Annotated in this window: 16 protein-coding genes and 1 rRNA gene; 8 read left to right on the forward strand and 9 right to left on the reverse strand. The window is 44.7% G+C overall.

Annotation, left to right across the window (positions count from 1 at the left end; translation table 11 throughout):
* Window positions 1–149: 149 nt before the first annotated feature.
* Window positions 150–263: ribosomal RNA gene (gene rrf, locus CWC29_RS00005) — 5S ribosomal RNA — on the forward strand.
* Window positions 264–773: 510 nt separating this feature from the next.
* Here the strand turns inward: rrf and hemN are convergent.
* Together hemN and CWC29_RS00015 are read right to left on the reverse strand one after the other, a co-directional pair.
* Window positions 774–2144: an oxygen-independent coproporphyrinogen III oxidase gene (gene hemN / locus CWC29_RS00010; RefSeq protein ID WP_128728902.1), complete on the reverse strand. Its 1371-nt coding sequence runs from the start codon at window positions 2142–2144 to the stop codon at window positions 774–776.
* A 108-nt stretch (window positions 2145–2252) separates the two neighbouring features.
* Window positions 2253–4283, reverse strand: a complete 2031-nt coding sequence (locus CWC29_RS00015; protein ID WP_138522698.1) for a methyl-accepting chemotaxis protein — start codon at window positions 4281–4283, stop codon at window positions 2253–2255.
* Window positions 4284–4410: 127 nt separating this feature from the next.
* Between CWC29_RS00015 and CWC29_RS00020 the strand changes: the two genes are divergently transcribed.
* The gene (locus tag CWC29_RS00020; protein WP_138522700.1) at window positions 4411–5208 is read left to right on the forward strand and encodes a Rossmann-fold NAD(P)-binding domain-containing protein; all 798 of its coding nucleotides are present in this window, start codon (window positions 4411–4413) and stop codon (window positions 5206–5208) included.
* On the opposite strand, the gene hutH is transcribed toward CWC29_RS00020, so the two are convergent.
* The 3 genes from hutH to hutC all read right to left on the reverse strand — a co-directional run bounded on the left by hutH (window position 5200) and on the right by hutC (window position 9336).
* Window positions 5200–6732, reverse strand: coding sequence for a histidine ammonia-lyase (gene hutH / locus CWC29_RS00025; RefSeq protein ID WP_138522702.1), 1533 nt, complete (start codon window positions 6730–6732; stop codon window positions 5200–5202). The genes CWC29_RS00020 and hutH overlap by 9 nt on opposite strands.
* Before the next feature lie 2 nt (window positions 6733–6734).
* Entirely contained in the window at window positions 6735–8414 is a 1680-nt protein-coding gene (gene hutU / locus CWC29_RS00030) for a urocanate hydratase (protein ID WP_128728898.1), read from the reverse strand.
* A gap of 160 nt (window positions 8415–8574) precedes the next feature.
* Complete coding sequence (hutC, locus tag CWC29_RS00035; protein WP_128728927.1) at window positions 8575–9336, reverse strand: histidine utilization repressor; 762 nt, start codon at window positions 9334–9336, stop codon at window positions 8575–8577.
* 111 nt (window positions 9337–9447) lie between these two features.
* On the opposite strand from hutC, the gene hutI reads away from it, so the two are divergent.
* Both hutI and CWC29_RS00045 read left to right on the forward strand, forming a co-directional pair.
* On the forward strand, window positions 9448–10671 hold the full coding sequence (gene hutI, locus CWC29_RS00040; protein WP_128728926.1) for an imidazolonepropionase: 1224 nt from the start codon (window positions 9448–9450) through the stop codon (window positions 10669–10671).
* A gap of 24 nt (window positions 10672–10695) precedes the next feature.
* Window positions 10696–12480, forward strand: coding sequence for an EAL domain-containing protein (locus tag CWC29_RS00045; protein ID WP_128728897.1), 1785 nt, complete (start codon window positions 10696–10698; stop codon window positions 12478–12480).
* 44 nt (window positions 12481–12524) lie between these two features.
* Here CWC29_RS00045 and CWC29_RS00050 read toward each other — a convergent pair whose 3' ends face one another.
* Together CWC29_RS00050 and rraA are read right to left on the reverse strand one after the other, a co-directional pair.
* Window positions 12525–13580: an arginase family protein gene (locus tag CWC29_RS00050; RefSeq protein ID WP_128728896.1), complete on the reverse strand. Its 1056-nt coding sequence runs from the start codon at window positions 13578–13580 to the stop codon at window positions 12525–12527.
* An 18-nt stretch (window positions 13581–13598) separates the two neighbouring features.
* On the reverse strand, window positions 13599–14102 hold the full coding sequence (gene rraA / locus CWC29_RS00055) for a ribonuclease E activity regulator RraA (protein ID WP_010607046.1): 504 nt from the start codon (window positions 14100–14102) through the stop codon (window positions 13599–13601).
* 158 nt (window positions 14103–14260) lie between these two features.
* On the opposite strand from rraA, the gene CWC29_RS00060 reads away from it, so the two are divergent.
* The 4 genes from CWC29_RS00060 (at window position 14261) to CWC29_RS00075 (ending at window position 18427) form a co-directional block, all read left to right on the forward strand.
* Window positions 14261–14785: a phosphatase PAP2 family protein gene (locus CWC29_RS00060; RefSeq protein WP_128728895.1), complete on the forward strand. Its 525-nt coding sequence runs from the start codon at window positions 14261–14263 to the stop codon at window positions 14783–14785.
* Window positions 14782–15834 carry an MJ1255/VC2487 family glycosyltransferase gene (locus CWC29_RS00065; RefSeq protein WP_138522704.1) on the forward strand — a complete coding sequence of 351 codons (1053 nt, stop codon included), beginning with the start codon at window positions 14782–14784 and terminating at the stop codon, window positions 15832–15834. Before CWC29_RS00060 ends, CWC29_RS00065 begins: the two co-directional genes overlap by 4 nt.
* A 105-nt stretch (window positions 15835–15939) precedes the next feature.
* Window positions 15940–17820 carry a methyl-accepting chemotaxis protein gene (locus CWC29_RS00070; protein ID WP_128728893.1) on the forward strand — a complete coding sequence of 627 codons (1881 nt, stop codon included), beginning with the start codon at window positions 15940–15942 and terminating at the stop codon, window positions 17818–17820.
* A gap of 88 nt (window positions 17821–17908) precedes the next feature.
* Window positions 17909–18427 (forward strand): GrpB family protein, encoded by a 519-nt coding sequence (locus CWC29_RS00075; RefSeq protein WP_138522706.1) that lies wholly within the window; start codon window positions 17909–17911, stop codon window positions 18425–18427.
* Here the strand turns inward: CWC29_RS00075 and CWC29_RS00080 are convergent.
* Window positions 18424–18798: a gamma-butyrobetaine hydroxylase-like domain-containing protein gene (locus CWC29_RS00080; protein ID WP_138522708.1), complete on the reverse strand. Its 375-nt coding sequence runs from the start codon at window positions 18796–18798 to the stop codon at window positions 18424–18426. The two genes, CWC29_RS00075 and CWC29_RS00080, sit on opposite strands and share 4 nt — an antisense overlap.
* Before the next feature lie 49 nt (window positions 18799–18847).
* On the reverse strand, window positions 18848–20176 hold the full coding sequence (hslU, locus tag CWC29_RS00085; RefSeq protein WP_010607051.1) for an HslU--HslV peptidase ATPase subunit: 1329 nt from the start codon (window positions 20174–20176) through the stop codon (window positions 18848–18850).
* Window positions 20177–20183 lie beyond the last annotated feature (7 nt).

A 20183-nucleotide genomic window follows, 5' to 3' on the forward strand; every position in this document is an offset into this window, starting at 1 on the left:
GAAGTAGACAGAAGAATTTAATAAGCTTTTTCCAGATTTAAGAATTAAACAAGGTGACCAACCTCAGCGATATCGCGAAATCGGTTCACCTTGCGCAAATGGAATGCTCGTGCGAGGCACGATGTCATTAGACATTTGCACCCAGATTTCCTGATGATCATAGCGTTTTGGAACCACCTGACCCCATGCCGAACTCAGAAGTGAAACAAAACAGCGTCGATGATAGTGTGGGCTTCCCATGTGAAAGTAGAACATCGTCAGGGCCTTATTAGAGAAACCCGTGCAGCAATGCGACGGGTTTTTTGCTGTTCGGGGCATAGAGATTTGAGATATAAAACCTCGCGAGGTGAACTCGCTCCTACCACCACATCAGCACTGAGCAGCGTGGTCGGAGGTGGTTTACCCGCCGAGCTGTTGGGCTTCTCAAGCAAAAAGAATAAAACATCCTAGTTCGTAGCGAGCTAGGGCCTTATTAAAGGTCGATTAACAGCATTCATCCATGGATCTAATATCGACATTAGTACATCCATGTACGTCAAACCCGTTGCAGCAACGTTTGCTATGTGGGATTTGAAAAGAACATATCACAAGCAATCAACACATCGCGAGGTAAACTTGCTCCCACTACATCAGCACTGAGCAGTATGGTCGGAGGTGGTGTATCCATCGATTAGGATAAGCGAAGCGCTATTCGACAGCTCTGTTATCCAAAAACTTAGCCATTCGATATATCGAATGGCTAAGTTTGTTGTAACTTTGAGAGGGTAAAGTGGTTAAATAACGCGAGAGAAGCGGGTGTTTTTTACTTGGTTTTGTAGGTAGGCATCAAAACACATACAAATAATGCGAATAAATAAATTACCGCTACTGGTGACTTTTATGGTGTGTTCATTCAGTTCTACCAGTCCATCAGCAGCTAGCGGCTCTAGTGCGTTAAGTGCCTGAGCAAAATACTCGTCAAAATTTATATCATAGCGTTGCTCGAACACCTTTTTATCTAATTCAAAGTGACAAATAAGCTGTTTGATCACAGCCGCGCGTATTTCATCATCACCATTTAAGGTTATCCCTTTAGTGATCGCACATCTTTTATCACTTAAAGCCTGATAATAAAGTTTTAACTCTTTTTCATTTTGTAAGATCATATGACCTATTTGGGAAATGGATGACACACCAAGGCCCAATAGGTCGCACTCGCCATGAGTGGTATAGCCCTGAAAATTACGGTGTAGATGCCCTTCATTTTGCGCCATAGCCAGTTCATCGTCTTTTTTGGCGAAGTGATCCATGCCGATGAATTGATACCCAGCGGAGGTCATCTGTTCCAGTGTTTGCTTAAAGATCTCAAGTTTTTCTCCCGCACTTGGCATATCGGCTTCTTTTAGCTTTCGCTGTGCTGCAAATCTATCCGGAAGATGGGCATAGTTAAATACAGAGACTCTATCGGGAGAAAGCGCGATAAGTTGCTCAATCGTTTGCTTGTAGCTCTCTACCGTTTGGAATGGTAGCCCATAGATCATATCCATATTAATAGATTTAAAACCGAGCGTTCTCGCTTCAGTTAAGATGGCCAGCACTTCGTCTAGATGCTGTGGGCGGTTTACCGCGGCTTGCACTTCATCATTAAAATCTTGTACGCCAAAAGACACACGATTAAATCCAAGCTCATATAGATGGCGCATCATATTTGGCGCAAGTGATCTTGGGTCTATTTCAATACCACGTTGTGCACTTTGAGAGAAGTTAAATGCACTATTCAGCATTTCGATTAGACGTGTCATTTGCTCTGTAGTTAAGAAAGTTGGTGTCCCACCGCCTAAATGAAGTTGTTCAACACAATACTCAGAAAATAGCGGTGCTTTTGCTGCGATTTCTTGTGCTAAGTAATCGAGGTAAACGTCAGCTTTGGATTGATGACGAGTAATGATTTTATTACAGCCACAGTAGTAGCATAGTTGATGACAAAAAGGGATATGAATATACAGCGAGAGTGAGCGAGATTTAGAGCCTGTAATAGCAGCTTGTAATTCGTTTTGGCTGTAACCAGACTCAAGCGACAGGGCCGTTGGATATGAGGTATATCTAGGACCAGATATATTGTACTTGTTGATAAGGGAATCATTCCAAATAGGTAAATTAATCACGATACGCACTCTCGAGTTTTATTAGAGTATCAGTGTACTTTTTACCGTCTGGGTTAGATTTGCCTCAGATCAAAACACGCCGCGATTGCGACGTGTTTTAGTGTTTGATTAAAGCTTAAATTGGTTGACCGTTGAGTTCAGTGCCTTGGCTAAGTCGTTCAAGTCGCGGGCTTCATCTGCCAGTACATTGGCGTGGTTGGCAGTGCTATTAACGAGTTCATTTATTTGGTTAAGACTATTGTTAATATCTTCTGCAACAACGGTTTGCTGCTCTGTTGATGTCGCAATTTGATGACTCTGGTCTTGTACTGTTGTGACCGACTCTGTGATTTCTTTCAAGGCATCCAGCACGGCCTGAGTTTCCTCCACGGTCCCCTCTGCACGGTCTTGACCTTGCTGCATCATCACTGAAGCTTGTTGGGCAATTTGCTGTAAACGAGAGATCATATTGCGGATGTCATCGGTAGACTCTTGCGTGCGGCTTGCAAGCGATCTGACTTCATCAGCAACCACCGCAAAGCCTCGACCTTGCTCGCCCGCTCTGGCGGCTTCTATGGCAGCATTGAGTGCCAGTAAGTTCGTTTGTTCAGCAATACCGTTAATCACATCGATAACGGCACCTATGTTACTGGTTTCTTGTTCAAGTCCGGCAACCACTTTTGCAGCCTCACCAATATGAAGTGCAAGTTCAGTCATGACTTCTTGAGCTTGTGATGAACGTCCCGCACCTTCATTGGTAATACGTTGCACGACATCAGCGGCTTGGTTGGTCTCTTGTGCATTACGTGAGATTTCAGTCACTGTAGCTGCCATCTCGGTCACTGCCGCGCTTACGCTATCTACCTGTTCCTTTTCGCGCTGAATCTCACAGTTAGTATTGTTTGATACTTCACGCAATTGGGCGGAAGCATTACTTAATTGCTCAGCTTGTGCTGCGGTATCGAGCATCATTGCTCTAAGTTTATCGATGAAGGTATTCATATGCAGCGCGAGTTGACCAACTTCATCTTTACTGGTGATATCGATACGTTTAGTCAGGTCGCCTTCACCTGATGCGATGTCTCGCATGGTTTCGGTAAGCGCTACAATCGGCTTAGTGATCATTTGCGTGGCGAGTAAGATCATTGCCACGATAATGGCTAAGATAATAATCAAGGCTGTGATTGTGCTCATTACGGCGTCATTCACCGGCGCTTCGATCAGCGACACCGGAATGAGTAGGCCAACGTGCCAATTTAATAGGGGGTTGTCTAATTTTACATTGTCATAAACAACATAATACGCTTCCCCTTTGAACGTGACCGTACTATTGCCAACGGGGTTACGTTTGATAGCGGCATTCAGATCGTCAAAGCCTGATGTATTGGCAAACTGAGATTCAAGGCCATCTAAACCTTCTTTGCCTTTCTCGCCTTCATCAGTGGTAGAGAGTGAATGACCAGTACGCTTGGATAAATGCACAACATTTAAATCACCATCGAGCAAAAAGCCAAAACCTTTATCTTGAAATTTGATACGTTCAACCATATCGTTCAATTTATTGATCTGTAAGTCGACGCCACCCATAGCGACGAGTTTACCGCTGTTATTGTAGATAGGTTGACGGATCACTGCAGACACCGCACCGGTATTGATATCGGTTGCAATTGGACCGACATACAATTTACCTACATCAAGCGTATCTTGCCACCATGGGCGTTTATAAGCATAGTAAGGTCTGCCATCTGAATATGCTGAGGTACGATCATTTTCTTTAAAATATTCACCGGTGTTTGCTGAGGCAATAAAGGCTGAGAGAATATTGTCATCACCCTTGGCGATTCTAACTAAGTCTTCATTGACCTCTTGATAGTCTTTATCTTTAGTCAGATCGGCGCCACGAGTATTGTAATTTTCAAACCAATGAATGTTGTGAGGCGTAGAAACAAAGGTTTCAACTACTTTGCCGTATTGGCCAAAAAATGCTTCCATCGCTAATTTTTCGGCTTGAATATAGCTTTGCGTTTCTCGCTCAATACCATCTCGAGAGAGCGTTGCAATATGGCTGACGAAAAAGCTTGATGCGATAATTAATAATACGGAAATGGTGCCGCCAATTAGCAGCAATATTTTCTTTCTAAGGGATAAATTCTCAAGCATGACAGTTCTTATTTTTAGCTTATGCAAGCGGTAATCAAACCATAGATAAAAAGAGAACGCCACCGTTTGCGTTAACTTCTTTTACATAGATAATACAAGGTAACTTCCTGGTTAAGGCAATATCCATATGAAAGTATTAAATCATAGTTTAGTCGTACTGGGCGCGGGTTGGCTCGGTGCAGCGTTGTGTCGCGAAGCCGAGTTTCGAGGGTGGCAAGTCGAAGGCACCAGAACCCAAGCAAACAAGATGCATAGCTGGTCAAGGCAGCTGGTCTTAACTGAAAATGGGACTTTAGCGCACTCTATTTCTTTACACGACGCGTATTGGGTATGTGCGATCCCACCAAGAGCTAGGCATGTTGATAGTAACTATTTAGAAACGCTAGAGCAGGTATTGTTACTTGCAAAGAAGATGTCAGCAGCAGGCTTCTTATTGTGTTCGACCACTGGGGTTTATAGCACCGAAAATGGTGAGTATGATGAACAAGGTAAGTTAGCGGATAAAGCCAACAGGCGTGTTGATATACTTAGAACTGCTGAAGAGATGGTGCTTAACGCAGGCGGCAAGGTTGTACGCTTAGCAGGTCTTCAAGGTCCGGATAGGGAGCCTGGGCGATTTGTAGTAGGAAAGACTTTGTCTAGCTCAGCGAATGGTAGAGTGAATATGGTTCACCGGGGCGATGTTGTTACTGCAATCAATACCGTGATCGCGCAGTGGCAGGATGCTGCAGACATTTATAATGTTTGCTATCCAGCACACCCCACGAGACAGGCGTTTTATCAATATCACTGTGAAAAGTTAGGGAATGAGATGCCAAGTTTCGCTTCGTCAAAAGAGGAATCGCGTATTATTAAAGCCGAGCGTATTACCGAACTCGGCTTTGCCTACCATCATCCCATTGTTAATGAATCTGAGTTAGGCTGAAGGTAAGAGTTGTGCTGGTAGCAAGTGCGCCAGTGCAGCTTGACCCAGTAACGCATTAGCACTTTCAATATCCGGTGCAAAATACCTATCTTTGTCATAAAAGCTCACAACTGCACGTAATATTTGCTGAGCTGTAGCCACTTTATCGGACGGCTTAAGTGGCGCTCTAAAATCTAACCCTTGCGCTGCAGCAAGATATTCAACAGCGAGTACACCTTGGGTGTTGTCAGCCATTTCCTGTAAGCGCCTTGCCGCAAAGGTTGCCATAGAAACATGGTCTTCTTGGTTTGCCGAGGTTGGGAGGCTGTCAACACTGCCTGGATGTGCGAGTGTTTTGTTTTCAGAGGCCAGTGCTGCAGCGGTGACTTGCGCAATCATAAAGCCCGAGTTTACACCGCCATTGTTAACCAAGAAGGGAGGCAGTTTTGATAAGCTCGAATCAATAAGCAGCGCGATACGACGTTCAGCCAATGCACCAATTTCAGCAATGGCAAGCGCTAGGTTATCAGCCGCCATCGCGATAGGCTCAGCATGGAAGTTGCCGCCAGAAATAATATCCCCAGCATCAGCAAATACCAGCGGGTTATCTGTTACCCCATTGGATTCTACGAGGATCACCTCAGCGGCTTGGCGGATCTGGGTTAAACAGGCGCCAAGCACCTGTGGTTGACAACGCAAGCAATAAGGATCTTGTACTTTTTCACAATCAACATGAGCATCACTTATTTCTGAGCGAGTCTGTAAGATATCTCTAAACGCCATTGCGGTGTCGATTTGACCTTGCTGACCACGGACTTCGTGAATACGCGCATCAAATGGCGAACGGCTGCCCATAGCCGCTTCAATGCTCATCGAACCTACGACACAGCTTTGCGCATAAAGATCTTCAGCTCTGAATAGGCCTTGCAGTGCAAAAGCAGTAGATGCTTGTGTACCGTTAAGTAGTGCGAGGCCTTCTTTTGCAGCTAAAGTAAGTGGTTCAAGTCCAGCTATTTTTAGCCCATCGATGGCATCGATAAGCTCGCCACGATAGCGAACCTGGCCTTCGCCAAGGATTGGTAAACACATGTGCGATAGTGGGGCGAGATCGCCAGATGCTCCAACGGAGCCCTTCTTGGGCACACAAGGATAGACTTCTGCATTAACCAAGGCCGCTAAGAACTCAATTACATCCAAGCGGATCCCAGAGAAACCACGAGATAGCGAGTTGATTTTTAGCACCATCATTAGTCGAACGGTGTTATCGTCCATTAACTCGCCAATACCGGCTGCGTGCGACAGTACAATAGAGCGTTGGAGCAACTCTAATTCGTCTTTTGCAATTTTGGTGTTGGCCAGTAAGCCAAAACCCGTATTAATGCCGTAAACGGTGCGTCCTTCTTGGATAACTTGCTGAACGGTGTCTGCACTGTTAGCAATAGCGGTTTTCGCTGACTCGTCTAAGCTGAGATGAACAGGCTGTTGATTGACTTGTCGTAACGTGCTTAGAGTCAGTTGGCCTGGGATTAAATTCAGTGAGTACATACTTACTTTCCTTCCAGCATAGGTAAATCTAGTTTTTGTTCTTTCGCACAGTCTTTGGCTATGTCATAGCCGGCATCGGCATGACGCATTACACCGGTACCTGGGTCATTCCATAGTACGCGAGATAAGCGAGCATCTGCTTCGTCTGTACCATCTGCGACAATAACGACCCCCGAATGTTGACTGAAGCCCATACCGACGCCACCGCCGTGATGCAGCGAGACCCAAGTTGCACCGCCAGCCGTATTTAACAAGGCATTAAGTAACGGCCAGTCCGATACTGCATCTGAGCCATCCATCATTGATTCCGTTTCACGGTTTGGACTGGCTACAGAGCCTGAATCTAAGTGATCCCGACCAATCACAATCGGTGCTTTGAGCTCTCCATTTTTGACCATTTCGTTGAATGCTCTTGCTAAACGGGCTCTGTCCTTCAGTCCAACCCAGCAAATACGAGCTGGCAGGCCTTGGAATTGAATGCGCTCGCGCGCCATGTCTAACCAATTGTGAAGGTGTGGGTCGTCTGGGATAAGCTCTTTAACTTTCGCATCTGTTTTATAAATATCTTCAGGATCGCCAGACAGTGCAACCCAACGGAATGGACCTATACCTTGGCAAAATAGTGGACGAATATAGGCAGGAACAAAACCCGGGAAATCAAAGGCGTTATCAACCCCTTCTTCTAAGGCCATTTGGCGAATGTTATTCCCGTAGTCAGTTGTTGCAGCCCCGCGCGATTGCAGCGTTAGCATGGCTTGTACTTGCACCGCCATAGATTGTTTTGCGGCTTTTACAACCGCTTGTGGATCGCTTTCGCGAAGCGCGGCTGCTTGAGCCATAGTCCACGTTTGCGGTAAGTAGCCGTTTAATGGGTCGTGTGCAGAAGTTTGGTCGGTCACTACGTCAGGCGTGATATTGCGCTCAACCAATTCAGCATAAACATCCGCTGCATTGCCCAGCAGGCCAACCGATACAGGTTGTCCTGCAGCCTTCGCTTCATCAATGATAGCTAACGCATCATCAAGTGTGGTTGCCTTTCGGTCGACATAGCGTGTGTTAAGACGAAAATCGATTCGTGACTCATCACACTCAACAACGAGGGCGCTAAAGCCTGCCATAGTTGCTGCGAGTGGTTGTGCGCCGCCCATGCCGCCAAGGCCACCCGTTAAGATCCACTTGCCTTTTGCCTCACCATTAAAGTGTTGCTTTGCCATAGCTACAAAGGTCTCGTATGTGCCTTGTACTATGCCTTGTGAGCCAATATAGATCCATGAACCAGCGGTCATCTGGCCGTACATCATCAGGCCTTTTTTATCGAGTTCGTTGAAGTGATCCCAGTTAGCCCAATGTGGTACTAAATTTGAGTTAGCAATTAAGACGCGAGGAGCGTTGCTATGAGTTTTGAATACGCCAACAGGTTTACCTGATTGCACCAGTAAGGTTTCGTCTTCTTCTAAGCGGTCTAACGTTTCGACGATTTTATCGAAGCATGCCCAGTCGCGAGCGGCGCGGCCAATACCGCCATAAACTACTAGTGCATTTGGGTGCTCAGCAACTTCAGGGTCAAGGTTATTCATCAACATTCGCTTTGCCGCTTCAGTCAGCCAGTTCTTTGCGGTAATGTCTGCACCTCGTGGCGCGCGGATCTCGCGGTTAGGGTCTAATCTTGGGTTATCACTCATTCTGCTCTCTCCTGTTGTATATACAACCTAAGTGAAACGTCTACTAGTTGTTGCGATTGCTTAGTTTCGCTAGGTTGTTAGTCTATTTGTATTACATGGCAATCTAGGCCGCCATGTCGTTTTGATTTACCTGTCGCGATGTTTGGCGACACTTTATGTGTTACGACCTTTGCTTAAAGGTGAGATGACCACCTAAGCGATATTTACTGCCTGGCGAAATTAATCTCGCGAAACTAACAATGCCTTTTGCAGACCAAGTTCGGCGGATCATTTGTAAGCATGGTTCTTCATTATAAAGCCCAAGCCACTGGCAAACCTCTGGTGATGGCATCACTGCTTCAACGGTGTGTCTAGCCTCTGTGAGTGGTGCGACTTGAGATAAATATTCATGAGGGGTAGTCAGTTCAAAGTTTTGGTCTAAATACTCTGGTGCCAACTGCGGATTGACGAAGCGTTCTTCGACTTGCAGTGGTTGTTCATTTTCATTATGTACAATTACGCTTCTATAGACTGGTGCGTCCGCTTCTACACCCAGTGCAATGGCGATAGGCGCTACTGCCGCAATAAGCTCAAGCGTTAGTACGGTGCAAGAGTATTTGCCATTGCGTGCGTTGACCTCGTCGGCAATGTTGCGGATCTCAAGCAACGAAGACTGAGATTTAAAACTGGCAACAAAAGTACCTAGACCTTGGCTACGAGTTAAAATTCCGGCTTCGGTTAGCTCGCTCAATGCTCGTCTTGCGGTCATTCGGCTAACATTAAACTGGTCAGCTAACTCATTCTCCGACGGAACGCGCTCGTTCTCAAGCCAGCGCGCGGCGCGAATATTATCGATAATATGTTGTTTTATCAGCGCAAATTTAGGGAGCTCAGGCACAGTTGTTGTCTCGAGTTCATATTTATGTAAATAAAGATGGCACACTTCTCTTGTATATACAAGTATCCCTGATAGACTCAATGAATAAACCTCGCAGTGAGCGAGTTTCTTTTAATGTGTTGGCATATGGATTTGATTTAGATTAGGACAAGTATGATGTTAGAAGCCGATTTGCTTATTATCGATGTCAATATTGCAACTATGGATCCCAATTTGGATACTCCTTATGGTGCGATAGAAAACGCAGCGATTGCCATTAAAGATGGCAAAATTAATTGGTTAGGCCCTCGTAGTGAACTACCTGAGGTTGACGCCATTGCAACCCCTATTCATAAAGCCAATGGCCAATGGTTGACCCCAGGGTTAATCGACTGTCACACGCATATTTTATTTGCAGGTTCTCGGGCCAACGAATTTGAGCAACGATTACTGGGGGCGTCATATCAACAGATTGCCGCGCAAGGTGGTGGTATCGCAAGTACCGTTAAGGAGACACGATTAGCAGACAGAGAAACGCTGTATGTTAACGCTAAGAACCGCTTGAATAGTTTACTCAAAGAAGGGGTTACCACGGTTGAAAGTAAATCGGGTTACGGCCTTGATGTTGAAAATGAGCTAAAACTGCTAGAAATTAATCAGCTCCTTAATGAGCATCACCCGATTGATGTGCATAGCACGTTCTTGGGCGCGCATGCATTACCCCCAGAATACAAAGACAATAGCCAAGCCTACATTGATTTAGTCTGTGATGAGATGCTGCCACAAGTTGCTTCACGCCAATTAGCAACGGCTGTTGATGTATTTTGTGAGAACGTCGGATTTACCTATCAGCAAACCGAGCAAGTATTTATTCGAGCACAACAGTTGGGGTTACAGGTTAAATGTCATGCTGAGCAGCTATCTAATCAACATGGCAGCGAGCTGGTGGCAAAGTTTAAAGGGCTTTCAGCGGATCATATAGAATATCTCGATGAAGCTGGTGTGGAAGCAATGGCGAACGGGGATGTTACTGCGGTACTTTTACCCGGCGCCTTTTATTTCCTACGAGAAACGCAATTGCCACCAATTGACTTGCTCAGAAAGCACAAAGTAGCAATGGCACTTGCTAGCGATTTCAATCCAGGTACTGCGCCTTTGTGCTCACTGCGATTAATGCTGAATATGGCATGTACATTATTTCGAATGACACCGGAAGAAGCGCTTAGCGGTGTTACAGTTAATGCTGCGAAAGCCTTGGGGTTGAGCGACCGTGGAGTATTGAAAGTTGGAACGCGGGCGGACTTAGCGTTATGGGACATTACCCATCCTGCACAGTTAAGTTATCAATTTGGTGTAGCGGACCTGTCAAATTTGTGGATCTTGGGTAAACTTAATCAGTAATGATCCTTTTATAAGCAACAAATTATGCTTTCATTTTCAACAGCTAGTGGCGGAGCCACGGAATTATTGCTGTCTGAAGGAATTGCGATACTAATTACACCGATGATGGCAGGTATGACCGGAGCCATTTTAATGGGGGTGTTAGCATTAATGCTACAGCGCCCCTCTGGTATGCTCAAGTTGGCCCACTTTAGCAGTGCAACACTTGCAATACTGCTCGCCTTTACGGGCAATATCACTACATTACATTTACTTACTTTGACGCTACTTCTGTATTTGTTCCATGGTCTGCAGGAGCATAAAAGTGGTTTGTTATTAATAAGTGCGGCGGCAATAATCACTTTGGTAATGTGGACTGTATCTGAATATCTGTGGGCGCTTCCTGCACAACATGGTGCAATTGTTATCGTATTTATGTATGTTCTTTTTCTTGCCTATCAAGCGTATAGCAGCGCAAGTGAATTTGAATTGAAAGAACACGATGATTCTCACACCGAGCATGAAAGTTTGGGGTTACCTGGACGGCAAAGCTTTAAACGTGCTTTTAATGAATATCGCCAAACGGAAGGGAGCCCTTGTATGCTCGTGCTTGTTCGTCTCATGGGCTTCGAGCAGGTGAATTTTCATTTAGGGCGTGAGTTTGGTGACTTGCTGTTGGCTCAGTCGGCTAATCGTATTGCGCAATGTTTGCAATCAGGTGATGTTATGGCCATCACTCATGGCAATGAAACTGCGAAAATGGCGCATCTAGGTGGTCTTAACTTTGCGTTTGTATGTTCGCTAAAGCATGGTAAGCACTTTCATGAGCAGCTGATAGAGGAAATATCAAACAGCACTTTAAAGCCATTCAATGTTGGTAGCTGCACGTTAGAGATCATGATGCGTGCGAGTTACGTGAATTGCGATGAAGAGATGGGGCAGCTTGAGAATCTGATTTCTTGTGTATTTTTAGCGCTGGATACACAATCAGAAGCACAACAGTATGGTCAGCAACAAGTTGTTCCCTACCAACAACGTATGCAAATTCATCGCTTGGAGCAACAGGTGAGGTTGTCGGAGTTAGCTAAAATCAACTTTAGATCTGAATTTGAGCTCTATTTCCATCCTGTCGTTCGTCATGAAGATAACAGCATTGAGTTTGTGGAATTACTGTTGCGCTGGCAGCATCCAAAGCAAGGGATTTTAAGTGCCAATGAGTTTATTGATGATATTCGTTTAGTTGGACTTGCCATTCCCGTTGCTGAATATGTACTAGAGCGTGCTTGCGAAATCGCATTGGCACTGAAAATGGAAGGGATCAGCGTTCCCATCAGCATTAATGTTTTTGGTGCTGAGCTCTTGAGCGAAAGCTTTATCGAGTTTATTGACTACACCATGCTCAACCATCAGTTAAGCCCTGGCGCTATCATTATCGAATGTCCAGCTTGTATGCTTGCAGAACTAGATGAGCAAGAAATTGCGATGATCAGTCGTTTGAAGAATTTGGGTGTAAAAATGTGCGTCGATAGTTTTGGTGATGCGCCGCTGGTGCTAGCTAAATTACCCGCACTGCGTTTTGAGTACGTGAAACTGTCGCGCAATATGACGCAAGAACCTGAGTATATGGGGCATACCAAATCCTTGGTAAAAGGCATTGTAGAGATGCATCAAGAAAAGCACTGTCGCGTGATTGGCGAAGGTATTGAATCTCTCGGGCAACTCGAGTTTGTAAAAAGCATTGGTACGGTGGCAGCGCAAGGGTTTTACTTTTCTCGGCCACAGAACAGCAATATTTTGATCAGCTGGCTGAAACAAAGGCTGCCTCAATAACTAGGAGCGACTTACCTTTACATAGGTTTTGGCTGCGACAGTGTTTAGCGCCTCTGTTGACGGGTACTTAAATAAGCGTTCGCAAGGTTCGTTAGTATTTGGCCGCAATGTTCAATACCCGCCTGCTCACCAAGTGGGTGTCTAGCCGGGGCTGCTTCACATAAGTGCAAATATTTAGCATTTCGAGCCTGAGCCATACGGTAAACAAAATATTCGGCGTCGCTACTTGTGAAGCCTTGATAGGTCAGGGCACTTGCAGGCATACCGACGATGGCATCAACGTCTAACTCTACGCCTAATGGAATGTCGCTTGGCATTGTTGCCAACGCTTTGTCGAGTGATGCAGATAAACTCTGAGTTTGTCTGGTTTTTATCGTTTGATAACTTGAAAACCCGAATCCAGCGCTTTGCAATTGAGTAAGGATTGTCTGGTTATTTTTGTGCTCATGCAAGCCAATGACATGATAATGAGACAAGCTACCAGCTTGATGCGCGTAACTGAAGCCATTGCCGCTATGTCTTCCCTCACAAGCTCTAAAGTCAGCGTGAGGATCAAAGTTGATGGCACCTGCGGCACGTTTACTGGCCTCAAAATGTGCCTGCAAAATACCAAAAGCATTATTGTGACCGCCACCGATGATGATTGGCTCTAAGCCTGCAGCAAAGATAGGTACTAGGGTTGCAATCACTTGGTTGTCTAGGTCGGCACAGAGGGTGCGTAACTGCGCTAGTTGTTCGCTATTGGTGTTATCGAGCGATAGTGCGCGCGTTTGAATAGCATGGGTATCCACTTCGCCTAGCAGTAAAATCTTATCTCCCGACAAAAACTGGTTATCGGGCTGGTTTAAAAAACGTTTTAAGAAGGCTTGCCAACCAAGCTCGGCACCACCTTGCCCGCAATTGGCGCGCGGACCTATATCCTCGGGGATCCCCAACAAGACATAGCGGATCCCAAACTGGGCCGCGTCTCTAAGCGAAGCTGCGTAGTCATGATCACATTGTAAAAAGCTTATGCTTTGCCAAATTCTGGTTTCACCGGCTCTGGCGCTAACAAAAGTGGCAATATCGCTTTCATCATATATACGGACTGCTGTACTCATGACTGTTACTTCTAGTGCTTAATTATCTTCGTTATCATCTTCTAAAATTAACTCTTCCGCAGAGATGATAATGCCCGTGGAGTCGGCGTAAACAAAATCATCTTCGTAAAAAGAGACACCTGCGAAATTAACGGGAATGCCAACTTCACCGCTGCCACTGCTATCTGCTGCCACTGGGATAGAAGCGATTGCTTGAATGCCAATATCGCTTTCTTCTAGTTCATCAACATGGCGTACCGCGCCGTAAACGATGATGCCTTGCCAGTTGTTCTCGACCGCCAGCTCAGCTAAATCAATATCAACCAGTGCACGACGAGTTGAACCACCACCATCAACGAGCAGCACACGACCGGTACCGTCTTGTTGTAGTACATCTTGGATCTGCTCATTGTTTTCAAAACATTTGACGGTAGTGATACGACCACTAAATGACGTCTGGCCGCCAAAATTGATGAACATAGGCTCTAGCACATCAACCACATCAGCAAAGTGGTCGCAAAGATCAGAAGTGCTGTATTCCATATTGAATCCTCGAATATTGATTGTCGATAACCAGTATACTCTCATACTTGTGCTTAGCAATGCTTTGATTCAACTTACATATTTGTGTCTTAAAAGTGTCACCCATTTGTTATTTTGCTCTTCTATGCTGATATTGTGAGCAATTAGGCGTGACTCGAATGATGAAAGCAAAACTAGCCGAGCTGGACGCTGCATTATACTTTGTAGTGTTTTGCCCTAAACCAAGAAACTGGTTTAGATTGATAGCATTAGGTCTATCCAAAAGTGGCAACGGTGGACTTTATGTGTTGGTCGCAATTGCGTGCGCTTTGTTTTTGGAGCAGCTAGGTCAGCAATTTGCACTCACCGTGATTTTGGCCTTTGCAATTGAAAGGCCGCTTTACTTCTATCTCAAAAATCGTTTTGCACGATTACGGCCATGTGACTGTTACGCAGTGAAAGCCTTGTTGACGCCGAGTGATAAATTTAGTCTGCCTTCGGGGCATAGTGCTGGTGCTTGGCTATATGCAACTTGCCTGATGGAGCAAATTCCACTGGCTGCATTTCCGTTGATGGTTTGGGCTTCAGGGGTGTCATTGTCACGCGTAATTGTAGGGGTACATTATCCACTTGATGTGGTGCTTGGTGCGGCAATGGGTGTTGCTTGTGCAAGTTTAGCGATAGTGATATTAGGAAGCGTATGAAAATACTATATGGTGTTCAAGGAACGGGAAATGGCCATACTACTCGAGCTCGGGTAATGGCAAATTGCTTTCGCAACATGGGAATTTCTGTTGACTACTTTTTTTCAGGACGCCCTTCGGAAAATTATTTTGATATGCATGACTTTGGTGATTATCGTAGTTGCCGAGGGTTGTCATTTGTTACTGAGCGTGGCCAATTAAATCGTTTAAAAACTTTCCAATCGCTCAAGTTTGGTGAGTTTATCCGCGATGTAAAAAAGTTAGATGTATCAGGTTATGATCTGATCTTTAACGACTTTGAACCTGTCAGTGCATGGGCTGGAAAGCTGGCAAAGGTTCCGGTGATAGCTATGAGTCATCAAGCGTCATATTTATATGATGCAGTTCCACAATTTGCCGTACAGCCTTGGCATAGAGCTTTGATCCGTTATTTTGCACCAGCAGATATTCATCTGGGTGTGCATTGGCAACCATTTGATAAGCATATTATTCCGCCTTTTATTCCTTATGAGGCAGAGCAAGAGCAGTGTGCATCTATAATTAATAAAGTCCTGGTTTATCTGCCGTTTGAAGCTTTGGATAGCATTATTGAATTGTTAAAGGATTTCCCTGATAAGGAATTTTACTGCTATCACCCAGATGCCGACAACGCTTCGTTGCAACATATTCATCTGAGAAAACCAAGTCGCTCTGGGTTTATTCAAGACCTTAGAAATACCAGTGGCGTAATTGCAAATGCCGGATTTGAGCTTTCTAGTGAAGCATTAAAACTTGGTAAGAAACTGCTACTTAAGCCATTAGATGGTCAATTCGAACAGCAAAATAATGCACAGACGCTAGCCGAGCTTGGTCATGCCCAAGTAATGAATTACCTCAATGCTGGTGCGTTGGAAGAATGGCTGCGAGCGGACGCGAAAGCATCGTTTTATTTTCCATCCGATCCCAGCTTGCTAGTGGACTGGTTATTAGGACGTCAATGGCACAATGTTGATTTATTGCACAGTCAACTTTGGTGTGGTGTTAATAACTTGTATGTAAAAGCGGCGTAAATATATTATTTTGTAATATGAACCCAGAATAATTACCTATTATGAGGCAAGGGCGGAAGGCTTCAGCTATACTTTAGCCAGTCTATTAACATTGTAGGTAAGCCGATGGCGGTATTAGAAAATCTGACTATCAGACGTCGTTTGCAAGTGAATGCATTAGTGGTAGGGATTGCCTTGGTTGTTATGTTAATTATGATTATGTATGAAGCTCGTACTATGCTGAAATTGAATGAAACCATTCAATATGCAGAAGAGCTCGACATTCATGAATTAGCAATGCGCAAACACGAGAAAAACTTCCTTTTTTACAAGCAGGTAGATTCACTCGATGAGTTTGAAAACGAGTATCGTGAGCTACAAACAAAGCTCGCTTTGTTGCAAGGTACTTTTTCTGATTTTGATGTCGATTTAGGTCGGATCAACGAATTTGAACGTTTAGCAAAAAGTTATTACGATGACTTTCAAAAAGTGGTGCAGTTACAAAAAACAATCGGCTTGCATCCAAAAGATGCGCTTTACGGTGAGCTTCGTGGCGCGGTACATGAGGTAGAAACACTGTTAAAAGAGCAGCAGAACTATCAACTCCTTTCAACTATGCTACAGCTTCGTCGAGCTGAAAAAGACTTTATGCTACGTTTTGATATCAAATACTTGAAACGGTTTGACGAGCTAGTTGCACAGTTTTCTCAGGAAATTCGTAGTGCTGGGTTTAACGCTCAATATCAATCTAAGTTGCTTAGCTTATTGAACACCTATCAATCCAAATTTGCGAGTTTAGTTAAAGCTCAGGAGACACTCGGCTTAGATTTGACGAGCGGTGCGCTAGGCAAGATGAAGGTAAGTGTTGAAAAAAGTGATGCGGTGGTCTCTGAAGTAGTGGAACAGGCAAAAGCAGAGATTAAAGAGAACGTAGATCAAACTCAGATGCTCGCCATTGGTGTATTTATTGTTGCAAGTATTATCGTGATGACGCTTGTGCTATCGACCAGTCGCTCAATTATTCAACCTGTAGAGCGTGTTTATCAAACTATTGAACGCATTCGCCGTGAAAATAATTTAAGTCTGCAAATTGAGCAAAGAGGCAATGACGAAATCACTATTATGACCCGTGATTTTAATAGCTTGATTTCTGACTTTAGAGATCTTATTGCGGATGTGAATGGGGCGTTGGCAACGATTAATGAAGCCACGGATCATTTAACAGAGACAACTGCTCAAACGAGCGCTGGTATGGCTGAGCAGTTGCACGAAGCGGATATGGTCGCAACGGCTGCGACTGAGATGCAAGCGACGATCCAAGACATTTCTCACAATACGGGTGAAGCGGCGCATAAAGCCGAGACAACGAATGAAAATGCGCAACAAGGTCGCCGTGAGGTCACTGCAACAATTGAGCACATCATGCAGTTATCGGAATCGTTGGGTGGTGCCTCAAACGTTGTTGCTCAGCTAGAGCGGGATGGTGAAACCATAGGCTCGGTATTGGATGTGATCCGTGGTATTGCAGAGCAAACAAATTTACTTGCGCTAAACGCTGCTATTGAAGCTGCGCGGGCAGGTGAGCAAGGTCGCGGTTTTGCTGTTGTAGCGGATGAAGTTAGGTCACTTGCGCAGCGTACTCAAGACTCCACACAAGAAATCGAAAGCATCATTTCTACACTGCAACAGCGTACACGAGAAGTAGTGAATATCATGGATCAATGCCGTGAGCAGGGTAATGAAAGTGTGTCGCAAGCTGAAAAAGCAGGGGAATTGCTCAGCATGATCACCCAAGATGTACAAACTATTATGGAAATGAGTACACATATTGCGACGGCAATTGATGAGCAGAACCAAGTTGCTTCTGAAGTGAACAAGAATGTAGTAAAAATCAGAGATATTGCACAGAGCGCTTCTGAGCATGCACACTCTAACGCACAAAGTAGTGAAGAAGTCGCAGAGCAAGCGCGCGTATTACACGAAGCCGTGGCTAAGTATCAGGTATAAACACCAATTCAATCTGAGGTTCTTTATATAAAAGCCCCACTTATTTATAGTGGGACTTTTATTTAGACGCAAGAATGGCATCGCTTAAATGAATGCCAACATAGCAGTGGTAAGTTACAATTCGGATTGGCCGCACCAGTTCAACAAAGAGAAACAGGCGATACTCGCTCATCTACCCAAGGCAAATGTAGCTGCTTTACACCATATAGGCAGTACAGCGGTTCCAGGGCTATGTGCTAAACCAATAATTGATATGCTACTGGAAGTAAATGACTTAGATAAATTAGACATAGAGTCAGAAAAGCTGCGTGATTTAGGTTATGAGATAATGGGAGAGTTTGGTATTGCTAGGCGTCGTTATTTTCGTAAAGGCATAGTGTCTAGAACTCATCATCTGCATGCATTTTTAGCCGGTTCTGATGGAGTTAAACGTCATCTTGCCTTTCGTGACTATTTAATTACTTTTCCAGATATAGCGAGGCAATACGCTAAGGTTAAGCAAGAAGCTGTAAACGCCTGTAACCAAGATATGGAGAAGTACATTGCATTTAAGAATGGCTTTATTCAGTACCACGAGCAGCATGCATTGTTATGGAGGTTTGGTTAAGGCACAAACTTGATAGGTACGCTGTCCTTTTGGATTTGATACTTTTCTACCGCGTTTACGTATTCCTGCCACAGCGCATCGTGCTGTGTAGCTATGGAATATAAGTATTGCCAGCTGTAGAGCCCTGAGTCGTGACCATCATCAAAAACAAAGCGTGCAGCATAGTGTCCAACGGGGTCAATTGTCTTGATAGCGACATTCTGTTTGTTTAACACGAGTTGCTTTTGCGCTGGACTATGGCCCTGTACTTCGGCTGATGGTGAGTGAGTTCGCAAGAACTCGGCACTTAGTGTAAAGCGGCGGCCGTCCTCAAAATAAACATCGAGCACTTTACTGAGCGTATGATAATGAAGTTTGGTGACTTGATACATAATTGGTATAACTCAAAAAGCGGAGCTTTGCTCCGCTTTTTATTTTCATTTAGAGAATGAAGCGGCTTAAATCTTCATCCTGAACAAGCATGTCTAAATGCTGTTCAACGTAGGCGGCATCAATCGTCAAGGTATCACCGGCCTTTTCACTAGCATCGAATGAAATCTCTTCCATCAGCTTTTCCATCACAGTGTGAAGGCGACGCGCACCGATGTTTTCAGTTTTCTCGTTGACCTGATATGCAGCTTCAGCCAGTTTGGTGATAGCGTCATCGGTAAAGTCGATAGTAACGTCTTCTGTTTTAAGTAGCGCTTGTTGCTGCTCTGTAAGAGATGCGTTTGGCTCAGTTAGAATACGTTTGAAATCACCCGCAGTTAGTGCTTCTAGTTCAACGCGAATAGGTAAACGACCTTGCAGTTCAGGGATTAAATCCGACGGCTTGGCCATTTGGAACGCACCTGACGCGATAAATAGAATGTGGTCGGTTTTTACCATACCGTGTTTAGTGTTAACGGTTGAACCTTCGATAAGTGGTAGTAAGTCGCGTTGTACACCTTCACGGCTAACATCTGGGCCAGAAGATTCTCCGCGCTTACAAATTTTATCGATTTCATCAATAAACACGATACCGTTTTGCTCAACTGACTCAATAGCTTGCTCTTTAAGCTCTTCTGGATTAACAAGCTTTGCAGCTTCTTCTTCAATCAATAGCTTAAGTGCTTCTTTAATTTTCAGCTTACGGTTCTTTTTCTTGTCACCCGACATGTTTTGGAACATGCTCTGTAGCTGGCTGGTCATTTCTTCCATACCAGGAGGAGACATGATCTCAACATGAGGCGCCGTTTCTGCGATGTCGATCTCAATTTCTTTGTCGTCTAACTGACCTTCACGTAGTTTCTTACGAAATACTTGACGTGTTGACGAATTTTCATTTGGCTGAGACTCACCCCAAGCGTCTTTTGCTGGTGGCAAAAGTGCATCTAAAATGCGCTCTTCGGCGGCTTCTTCAGCGCGGAACTTGAACTTTTTGGTTTGTTGTTCACGGGTCAGTTTAAAAGACACTTCGACTAGGTCACGGATGATGGTTTCGACTTCTTTACCAACATAACCCACTTCGGTGAACTTAGTCGCTTCTACTTTGATAAATGGTGCGTTAGCAAGTTTTGCTAGACGGCGGGCAATTTCAGTTTTACCCACACCCGTTGGACCGATCATCAAAATATTCTTTGGTGTAACTTCTGCACGCAGCTCTTCATCAAGCTGCATACGACGCCAACGGTTGCGAAGTGCAATCGCGACGGCTTTTTTGGCTTTGTCCTGACCGATAATGTGTTGATCAAGCTCGTGCACAATCTCTCTTGGAGTCATAGCTGTCATGACGAGT

It is taken from the genome of Pseudoalteromonas galatheae, from assembly GCF_005886105.2.
GTDB lineage: Bacteria > Pseudomonadota > Gammaproteobacteria > Enterobacterales > Alteromonadaceae > Pseudoalteromonas > Pseudoalteromonas galatheae.

What these genes read in the sequence shown, in the direction of transcription:
- hslU (WP_010607051.1), bottom strand. Translation starts at nt 20,176, where the DNA reads ATGACAGCTATGACTCCAAGAGAGATTGTGCACGAGCTTGATCAACAC.
- CWC29_RS00065 (WP_138522704.1), top strand. Translation starts at nt 14,782, where the DNA reads ATGAAAATACTATATGGTGTTCAAGGAACGGGAAATGGCCATACTACT.
- CWC29_RS00050 (WP_128728896.1), bottom strand. Translation starts at nt 13,580, where the DNA reads ATGAGTACAGCAGTCCGTATATATGATGAAAGCGATATTGCCACTTTT.
- CWC29_RS00075 (WP_138522706.1), top strand. Translation starts at nt 17,909, where the DNA reads ATGAATGCCAACATAGCAGTGGTAAGTTACAATTCGGATTGGCCGCAC.
- rraA (WP_010607046.1), bottom strand. Translation starts at nt 14,102, where the DNA reads ATGGAATACAGCACTTCTGATCTTTGCGACCACTTTGCTGATGTGGTT.
- CWC29_RS00045 (WP_128728897.1), top strand. Translation starts at nt 10,696, where the DNA reads ATGCTTTCATTTTCAACAGCTAGTGGCGGAGCCACGGAATTATTGCTG.
- CWC29_RS00080 (WP_138522708.1), bottom strand. Translation starts at nt 18,798, where the DNA reads ATGTATCAAGTCACCAAACTTCATTATCATACGCTCAGTAAAGTGCTC.
- CWC29_RS00070 (WP_128728893.1), top strand. Translation starts at nt 15,940, where the DNA reads ATGGCGGTATTAGAAAATCTGACTATCAGACGTCGTTTGCAAGTGAAT.
- CWC29_RS00060 (WP_128728895.1), top strand. Translation starts at nt 14,261, where the DNA reads ATGATGAAAGCAAAACTAGCCGAGCTGGACGCTGCATTATACTTTGTA.
- hutU (WP_128728898.1), bottom strand. Translation starts at nt 8,414, where the DNA reads ATGAGTGATAACCCAAGATTAGACCCTAACCGCGAGATCCGCGCGCCA.
- hutI (WP_128728926.1), top strand. Translation starts at nt 9,448, where the DNA reads ATGTTAGAAGCCGATTTGCTTATTATCGATGTCAATATTGCAACTATG.
- hutH (WP_138522702.1), bottom strand. Translation starts at nt 6,732, where the DNA reads ATGTACTCACTGAATTTAATCCCAGGCCAACTGACTCTAAGCACGTTA.
- CWC29_RS00020 (WP_138522700.1), top strand. Translation starts at nt 4,411, where the DNA reads ATGAAAGTATTAAATCATAGTTTAGTCGTACTGGGCGCGGGTTGGCTC.
- CWC29_RS00015 (WP_138522698.1), bottom strand. Translation starts at nt 4,283, where the DNA reads ATGCTTGAGAATTTATCCCTTAGAAAGAAAATATTGCTGCTAATTGGC.